Annotated in this window: 3 protein-coding genes; 1 reads left to right on the top strand and 2 read right to left on the bottom strand. The window is 40.8% G+C overall.

Annotated features, from left to right (window positions below; all coding sequences use genetic code 11):
* Positions 1 to 55 precede the first annotated feature (55 nt).
* Positions 56 to 3,460 (top strand): isoleucine--tRNA ligase, encoded by a 3,405-nt coding sequence (ileS, locus tag KF872_10645; protein MBX2903998.1) that lies wholly within the window; start codon positions 56 to 58, stop codon positions 3,458 to 3,460.
* 53 nt (positions 3,461 to 3,513) lie between these two features.
* On the opposite strand, the gene KF872_10640 is transcribed toward ileS, so the two are convergent.
* The gene (locus tag KF872_10640; GenBank protein ID MBX2903997.1) at positions 3,514 to 6,783 is read right to left on the bottom strand and encodes a hypothetical protein; all 3,270 of its coding nucleotides are present in this window, start codon (positions 6,781 to 6,783) and stop codon (positions 3,514 to 3,516) included.
* A 76-nt stretch (positions 6,784 to 6,859) separates the two neighbouring features.
* Entirely contained in the window at positions 6,860 to 9,301 is a 2,442-nt protein-coding gene (gene thrA, locus KF872_10635; GenBank protein MBX2903996.1) for a bifunctional aspartate kinase/homoserine dehydrogenase I, read from the bottom strand.
* Between the last annotated feature and the right edge of the window lie 5 nt (positions 9,302 to 9,306).

Here is a 9,306-nt window from a genome sequence, read left to right as displayed (position 1 = left end):
TTTTTTGTAGTTTCGCGAGCCTGTTTTTTACAAGTATTTCAATTGCATATAAAATATGAAAAGGAAAAATTCATTAGACGCTCTTTACCCGGAATTTGAACAGTTAAATATGCCTGCTATTGAAAAGGAAATTTTACAATGGTGGAAAGAAAATAAAGTATTTGAACGCAGTATTAGCGAGCGTTCTGAAGATAGGCGTTTCGTGTTTTATGAAGGACCGCCATCGGCAAATGGTAAGCCGGGCATTCACCACGTAATGAGCCGCACCATAAAAGATTTATTCTGCCGATTCAAAACATTGCAAGGCTACCGCGTAGAGCGAAAAGCCGGATGGGACACGCATGGTTTGCCGGTAGAGCTAAATGTAGAAAAGCAGTTAGGAATAACTAAAGCCGATATTGGCACAAAGATTACAGTTGCAGCTTACAATCAACTTTGCAGAGAAGATGTAATGCGCTTTACCGATGTATGGAACGATCTCACCGAAAAAATGGGCTATTGGGTAGATTTGAAGCATCCATACATTACGTACGAAAATAACTATATAGAAAGTTTGTGGGCGCTACTCAAAAAGCTATACGACAAAGGATTGCTCTATGAAGGTTACACCATTCAGCCATACTCTCCGGCTGCGGGTACCGGATTAAGTTCGCATGAATTAAACCAACCGGGATGCTATCGGAATGTAAAAGATGTGAGTGCCGTTGCTCAGTTTAAAGTAAAGGAGCCTAAGTTTGGAGTAGAGGGCGATGTGTTTTTCTTGGCATGGACCACCACTCCGTGGACATTGCCTTCAAATACGGCATTGGCAGTGGGAAAAGACATAGAATACGTATTGGTGAAAACGTACAACGCTTTCACGCATCAATTGATACATGTAATTCTTGCCAAGGACTTATTCGGTAAATATTTTCCGGCAGAGAATGCCATCTTAAAATTTGAAGAATATAAAAGTGGCGATAAAAAAATTCCTTACGAGGTACTCTTATCTGTAAAAGGAGCAGCACTAGAAGGTACACATTACGAGCAATTGTTGCCATATACTCAGCCAAAAGATGGCGATGCCTTTCGGGTTGTGTTGGGCGATTTTGTAACTACCACAGATGGTACGGGAATAGTTCATATTGCACCTTCGTTTGGTGCCGATGATTTTAAGGTAGCCAAGCAGAATGGAATAGGATCGCTTACATTGGTAGATAGGCAAGGAAAATTTACCGAAGAAGTAAACGATGCTGTTTTCCCAATTCAAATGCGTTATGTAAAAGAAGCATACTACACCGATGCCGAAAAACAACAGGAGTTTGAACACCAAAAGCAAGTGCTGAAGGCGCACGGCATTATTGCCGATTTAAAGAGTTTTATGAGTGCAGATGATTTAATTGTATTGAAGTTGAAACTGGAAAACAAACTCTTTAAAACTGAAAAATACGAGCACAATTATCCGCATTGCTGGCGTACCGATAAGCCTATTGTTTACTATCCTTTAGATAGTTGGTTTATACGCACCACCGCAATAAAAGATAAGCTAATAGCCCTCAATAAAACCATTAATTGGAAACCGGCTCATACAGGCGAAGGCCGCTTTGGGCAATGGTTAGAAAATTTGGTAGATTGGAATTTGTCGCGCTCTCGTTATTGGGGAACTCCGCTGCCAATTTGGGTTGCAGAAGATGGTTCAGAAACCAAGTGCATAGGCTCCATTGAAGAATTGAAAAATGAAATAGCAAAAGCCGTAGCAGCAGGCGTATCAAGGCCAATAGAAGTAACAGATTTACACAAACCTGTGGTAGATGAAATTACCCTTGTTTCAGCTTTGGGCAAGCCAATGAAGCGCGTACCGGATTTGATAGATGTGTGGTTCGATAGCGGTGCTATGCCATTTGCACAATGGCATTGGCCATTTGAGAACGAGGAAAAAGTTGGTTCCTTTAATTCGCAAGGCGTGTTTGAAGCGGGTAGTTTTTTCCCTGCCGATTTTATTGCCGAAGGCGTAGATCAAACTCGCGGCTGGTTCTTTACGCTACATGTATTAGCTTGCGCTATCACCGATGGAAAATATCCTGCTTACAAGAACGTGGTGTCTAATGGTTTGCTGCTAGATAAAAACGGCAACAAAATGAGTAAACGTTTGGGCAATGTAATAGATCCGTTTGAGACCTTGGAAAAATACAGTGCCGATGCCACTCGCTGGTACATGATGCGCAATAGCGATCCGTGGGATAATATGAAGTTTGATATTGCAGGCTTGCAGGAAGTACAGCGCTCACTGTTTGGAACCTTATATAACACTTACGCATTTTTTGCGCTCTATGCCAATATAGATAAGCCGCAAAAGCCTAATAGTAAATTGGAAAACAATCCAAACTTTGTGGAGCTAGATAAATGGATTCTTTCGCGCCTACAAACTTTAGTAAAAGAAACTACAGCATATTACGAAGATTTTGAACCCACAAAAGCAGCACGCGCAATAGAAAAATTTGTGGATGAAGATTTAAGCAACTGGTATGTACGCCTTAATAGAAGACGCTTTTGGAAAGGTGAAATGAGCAGCGATAAGCAAGCTGCCTACGATGTACTTTACCATTGCTTAGTTACGGTAGCCAAACTCATGTCGCCAATTTCGCCATTTGTAAGTGAGTGGTTGTTTCAAAACTTAAATGGCAGCGGAAGCATACATTTAGAACTGTTGGAACCTGCAAACGAAGACTTCATAAACCAAGATTTAGAGCAGCGAATGGAGTTGGCTCAAAAATCCTGTTCGCTTATTCTTTCGTTGCGTAAGAAAGAAAAAATTAAAGTGCGTCAGCCACTTAGCAAAATACTTATTCCTGTATTGAGCGAGGCGCAGCAACTACATTTTGAGAAAGTTGAAAACTACATTTTAAGCGAAGTAAACGTAAAAGCAATTGAATACATTAGCGATGCTTCCGGTGTGGTGAAAAAGAAAATAAAGCCCAACTTTAAAGAATTAGGAAAGCGAGCAGGGCAAAAAATAAAAGCTGTGCAAAATGCAGTAGCTCAATTTGAGCAAGAAGATATTCTTAAAATAGAGCGCGAGCAGCAGTATAAACTACAATTGGAAGGAGAAGAATTTGTATTGCAATTGCACGAAGTAGAAATTCAAACCGAAGATATTCCGGGTTGGTTGGTAGCCAGCGATGCAGGTTTAACGGTAGCTTTAGACGTTACCATCACCGATGCTTTACGCAAAGAGGGGAATGCCCGCGAGTTTATCAATAAGGTTCAAAACTTACGAAAAGATAAAGACTTTCAAGTGCTCGACCGCATTAAAGTTTCAGTAGTAAAGAATGCAACTTTTGAAGAAGCATTGAACAACTTCCGTGAATACATCAGCAATGAAATATTGGCAAGAGATATTGCACTTGTAGAAACTTTAGATGTAGCCGATGAAATAGAAATGAATGAAGAAGTGCTACAAGTAAAAGTAGAGGTAGTATAAATTATTGTACCTATTGTAAATGCCTTGTACGCTCAACGTGCAAGGCATTTTTATTAAAAAGCTCTGTTGATGCCCACCACAAAACGCCATTGTACGTTTTTTTCCGTAGCAGGCGCATGGCTTACATAAAACGGAACATCGAAGCGGATAGTAAGCGGTTGAATGCCTTGCAGTACACTCCATTTTTTTATGGTAAATGCCGCGCCCACTCCGGCATCGGCACGCAGTTGAGAGAATTGGTTTTTGCCAATAGAATTGGTGTAGTGTATCATACCTGCATCTGCAAAAAGATAAGTGTTTAAACCTATCCATTCGCGCAGTTTATTTTTTTTGAATTGAACGATACGCGCAAAATCAAGTTCTGTGTTTACAGCCCAACCACTATTGCCGCGATAGGCAAAAGCAGTATTGCCTGCATTGTCTTTTTCAACTACTAAGTAGCCGCTGTAGCCGCGCAAATTTAAACCACCGCCATAGTGAAAATGATTGGTAGAAGAACCATAACTGCCTGTCCATTGCGGAGGGAAAAAGCCTTGTGCACGCACATATTTGTTTTCCATCATTTCTTCTGCGTTTGCACCAGCAAAGTAGAGTGCGCTTTCGTTGGGTAGGTTATTTCCTGTGCCTATTCTTCCATAAATACGGTTGTGGAAATCTAAGCGCCAAAAAGAGGTTGTATTGGTGTGTTCAATTTCTAAATAGTGATAGTTGGAGCTATTAAAAAGTGTAGCGCTTCTAAGTGTGGCACGCACATTTCCTCCACTTTTTTGTTTGGCATAATTAAAGTTTGCAGTAATGTTTATACTGGCATTAAAGCCGTGGTGGTTATCCCAAATAGTACTCCACTCGTTGCGATAAAGCAAGTAGTTGCGCCATGCAATTCTGTTGCGTGTAAATGCTTTTAAATTTATGTCTATCGAAAAATTTTTCGGTAAGTTTTTCTGTAAACCGGTGCGGTACATTTCATATCCGTCTAACCAACGAGAACTGAAATAAACAGACGCGTTTTTCCATAATTTATCAATAGTAGTTTGGTAGTCGAAACGGTAAGAGAACCAACCTGCTTTACCTTTTTCTTCTTGTGGGAAGTATGGTTTACCGCCTTGTGCTAAGTGCGTATTTGCCCAAACGGTAAGTGCAAACCTATGTTTTATGTTCATGTAGTTGCCATGCAGGTGTAAACCAATTTTAAAGCCATCAAAGGCATTCCACCACACATCGGGGCGCAACCATACACGGTATTTTGTACGGCTCAGAGGCGGAAAAATGCGCGAATCGAATCGCACCTCGGTATTGCCTTTTAACCTATTGTTGAGCATGTTAATATCGGCAAGACGCTCGGTTGGGTCTATTACAATATTTTTTATTCCGGAAGGAATAGCAACCGTAGCTGTATAAGTTGGCCGTAGTTTATCCCAACCAACCCAACGAGGTAAAAGTATTGTTGTGGCAGCAGTACTTTTGGTGAACCAAGTATTAGGAATGTGATAGTCGTATGTTTTTCCATTCTTTGCAATAACACGGAAATCAATAGGCATTTGCATGCTGCCTTTGCGCTCAAAAGTGATGTTGTATTCTTCAGATATGCTGCCTTTTTTTACAGACTTTATTTTGTAATCTATGCTTTTGGTAGATTCCATCCAATCATCGAAAAACCAGTTTAAATCTTGCTTGGTAAATCGAATAATAGAGTTGCGAAAATCTTCGGGATAAGGGTGGGCAATTTTCCATGTATTTACATAGTGTTGCATAGCTGCTAAAAAAAGCGAGTCGCCTAAAACGTATTGTAAATTATAGAGCATGGTAGCCGTTTTCATATACACGTGGCGGTAGCCGCCTCCTTGCCCAAGTGCTCCGTTGAAATGGTCGCTGTGAGTATTTAGAGGTTCATCGCTGCAGCGGGCTGCATCCATTACATAGCCAAGATAAACACGCGAGTCGCGAATGTTTTGTGGTTCAACAAAGTGGCGTAGGTAGCGGTTTTTTATTTTGTTCCATTCGTACACTATGGTATCGGTTTGGTCTATATGTTCTAAGCCCCAAGCGGTAATAAACTGTGTGAAGCCTTCATCCATCATGGCGCGATAGGTTTCGTTGTTGCCGAGCATGCCATAAAACCAGTTGTGCCCAACTTCGTGCACCAATAGGCCGCGATATTCAGGGTCTTTACCGCCATCTAATGTTAGCATAGGATATTCCATGCCATCGGCAGCATCTGCCACTACCATTTTAGGATACTCGTAGTTGCCAAAATCGCGACTGAATGTGCCAATAATTTTCGCGCAATACTCATGTGCATTTTGCCAACCGCTGCAATGTGGTTCTTGGGCAATGGCTACGCATTTTACTTGGTTTCCGTTGTTGAGTGTAATGGTGGTATCGGCAATGCGGTAGGTGGGGTCTGCTGTAAATGCAAAATCGTGTACGTTGATGGCACGATATTTCCATGTTTTTGTTATTCCCCTTTTGTAAGGAATAGGAATGCCGGGTTTTTCGTTCCACTTTTTTTGAGCAAAGTTTCGGATGTGCAATTGTTGCTTTAGAGTATCGGGAAGCACCTCTGCTTCGTTTAGCAATACTCCAGTGGCTTCTACAATGTAGTTGGATGCAAAGGTGAGCTCTACTTCAAATGTGCCGAAGTTGCCGTAAAATTCACGGTTTAAATGCTGGTCTGTATTCCAGCCGCTGTGAGCATCATAAACGCAGACTTTAGGATACCATTGGCAGCCATTAAAATGTTTGAAATTCCATGCATTGTATTTTTTCATTCTTCTGCGTGTGCTGCCGTTATCGTAAAAGGTGCGGAATTGAAAATGGATAGCGGAAGAATCGTTTGGCAACAGTGGCTGAAGAAGTTTTACTTTCAAAATAGTGTTGTCAATTTCAATCTCTGGTGTTTGCGATTGGGCAGATGCGTGGTTGTAAATTTGTATTTTTTCAATGGTGGTTCCTTGTCTTGCCGCTTCGTATTTTCCATAGCTTGGTTTTACGCCATTGGCCATTTGCAAGTCGTGTAAATAGCTTCCGGGTTGAAAGGCATTTTGATATAAATGGAAGAATAATTCATGCAGTGTATCGGGTGAATTATTGTAATAAGTAAGGCTTTGTTTTCCGGTAATAATATCGGTTGATTCATCAATATCTGCTTGGATTTTGTAATGCACATCTTGCTGCCAATAACCGGGATGAGGCATTTTGTTTTTCCAATATAAAGTGTTGCCTGAAGTGCGGTATGGATTGGTTTGTGCAAATGCATGTGTGCTTAGTAAAAAAAGCAGTAGTGTATTTACAGTTGCAGATAAAAAAGTTGCACGATGAAACATGCAACAAAACTGTGAATTTTGATGTAAGCATCCAATAGGTTTCTTGGATTACAAATGCTAGGGCTGTACTTGTATGCTATTTGTTTATAGTTTTAATTATATCGGCAAACACACCGGCTGCAGTTACATCGGCTCCGGCTCCGGGACCTTTTACAACTAATGGATATTGGCGATAGCGTGTGGTGGTGAAGCTAAAGCAGTTTTCGGTGCCTGCAAGTGCATAGAAAGGATGTTTTTCATCTACTTCTACAAGTGCTGTTTTGGCTTCTCCGTTTTCATAAGTGGCAATATACTTTAGTTTATTGCCATTCTTTTTTGCTTTCAGTAGTTTATTGGTAAATAATTTTTCTTCTGTTTTAAGTGTGGTAAAGAAGGCTTCAACCGATGTTGCTTTTTTGCTTTTAGCAGGTACTAAGTTTTCTATGGCAATATCTTTTAGTTCTAATGTGCTGCCGCACTCGCGCGCAAGAATTAAAATTTTTCTTGCCACATCTGTTCCACTCAAATCATCGCGTGGATCGGGTTCTGTGTAGCCTAACTCTTTTGCTTTTAGTAGTAGTTCTGCAAAGCTCATGCCTTCGCTAAAATGGTAGAAAAGATAGTTGAGCGTACCGGAAACTACGGCTTCAATTTTTATGATTTCATCGCCACTAAGGAGTAAGTCATTTAGCGTATTGATTACCGGTAATCCGGCTCCCACATTTGTTTCGTAAAGAAAGTGTGTGTTGTGTTTAAGGCTGAGCGATTTTAATTTTTGGTAGTAACTGAACTTGCCTGAACATGCACGTTTATTGGGCGTAACAATGGCTATGTTGGAAGCTAGAGCATTTTCGTAAATAGCAACCGGTACATCGCTGGCAGTGGCATCTACAATTACGCTGTTGGGTAAATTAAGTTGTTTTACGCGCTCCCAAAATGCCTGCACATTACTTGTATCTTGTGCAGTGAGCATGGTGTTTTTCCAATTCTTTATTTCATCGTTTTGAAGCAGCATGTGGCGACTGTTGGCAATGCCCATTATGCGTACATCTATCAATTGTTTTTGCAATAAATTTTTGCGCTGTTTTTCAATAATATCTAAGAGTTTTCCGCCTACTAATCCTACGCCCATCACAAATACATTCAGTACTTTTTTATCGGAAAGGAAAAACGATTCGTGTAGCGTACTGAGTGCTTTGGTTCGGTCTTTGGCTTCTATTACTGCCGAAATATTTTTTTCGGAAGAGCCTTGTGCAATGGCAATAATATTTACACCGTTTTTTCCTAATGCTGCAAACATTTTAGAAGCAGTTCCGGGAAGGTGTTTCATGTTTTCGCCCACAATAGCCACAATGTTTAAATCTGTTTTTACGGCTACAGCATCTATAAGTCCACTCTTTATTTCGTAGTGAAATTCTTCTTCAATAATTTGTTTGGCATTGGCGATATCGCCTTCGTGTACGGCTAAGCAAATGGAGTGTTCGCTCGATGCTTGTGAGATTAGAATGATATTTATTTTGCCTTGTGCAAGCGCGGTGAATAGTCGGCCAGAAACACCTGCTACACCAAGCATTCCGCTGCCTTCAACATTAAGAAGTGCAATGTTGTTTAATGATGAAATTCCTTTAACTACAAGTGTACTATCTAAATTTTTGTTTGAAATAAGCGTGCCAGAAAAAGAAGGGTTGAAAGTGTTTTTTACCCAAATTGGAATATTGGCGCTCATGGCAGGGCGCATGGTGGCAGGAAAAATAACCTTTGCTCCAAAGTGCGAAAGTTCCATTGCTTCTTCGTAAGTAATGCTTGGCACGGGAAAGGCTTGCTTTACTATGCGCGGATCGGTTGTCATAATGCCATCTACATCGGTCCAAATTTCTATTGCAGTGGCTTTTAGTGCTGCGCCAAAAATGGAGGCAGTGTAATCGGAGCCGCTTCTACCTAAAGTGGTAGTTTCTCCGGCAGCATTGGAGCCAATGAATCCGGTAATAAATATGGTGCCTGTGGTTTGCTTAAAGTAGTTTTTTATGAGTTGGTTGGTTTGCTCAAAATTTACTTTTGCATAGCCGAAAGTAGAGTCGGTTTTTATTACTTCCCGGGCATCTAAGAAGCTGCAATTTTTAAGCGTTACTTTAGCTGCTTCGCAAACAATGTAGGCAGAGAGGCGTTCGCCAAAACTAATTACAGTATCTAGTGTTTTAGGCGATAATTCTTTAATGAGCGATATGCCTTTGCAAAGGTCGTAAAGTGCATTTAATTGTTGAATTACATTGCCTTGTACTTGCGGCTGTTGCTTTACAGGCACCAAGGCTTTTACGGCTTCGCAGTGGCGTTTTTCTAATTGCTTGTAGATTGCTTTGTAGTACTCTTCGCCTTGCAAGGCTTGCTGTGCCATAGCAATTAAGTTATCGGTAACACCGCTGAATGCAGATACTACTACTGCTGTTTTTTCTTTGGCTGCAATGCTTGCTGTAATGGCAATAACATCTTTTATTTTTTGTGGCGTGCCCACCGAGGAACCACCAAATTTTATTACACGCATTTTTG

It is taken from the genome of Chitinophagales bacterium (genome assembly GCA_019638515.1).
GTDB lineage: Bacteria > Bacteroidota > Bacteroidia > Chitinophagales > LD1 > UBA7692.
Note: the sequence above shows the minus strand (reverse complement) of the source record. Positions and strands in the feature narration are given on the sequence as shown.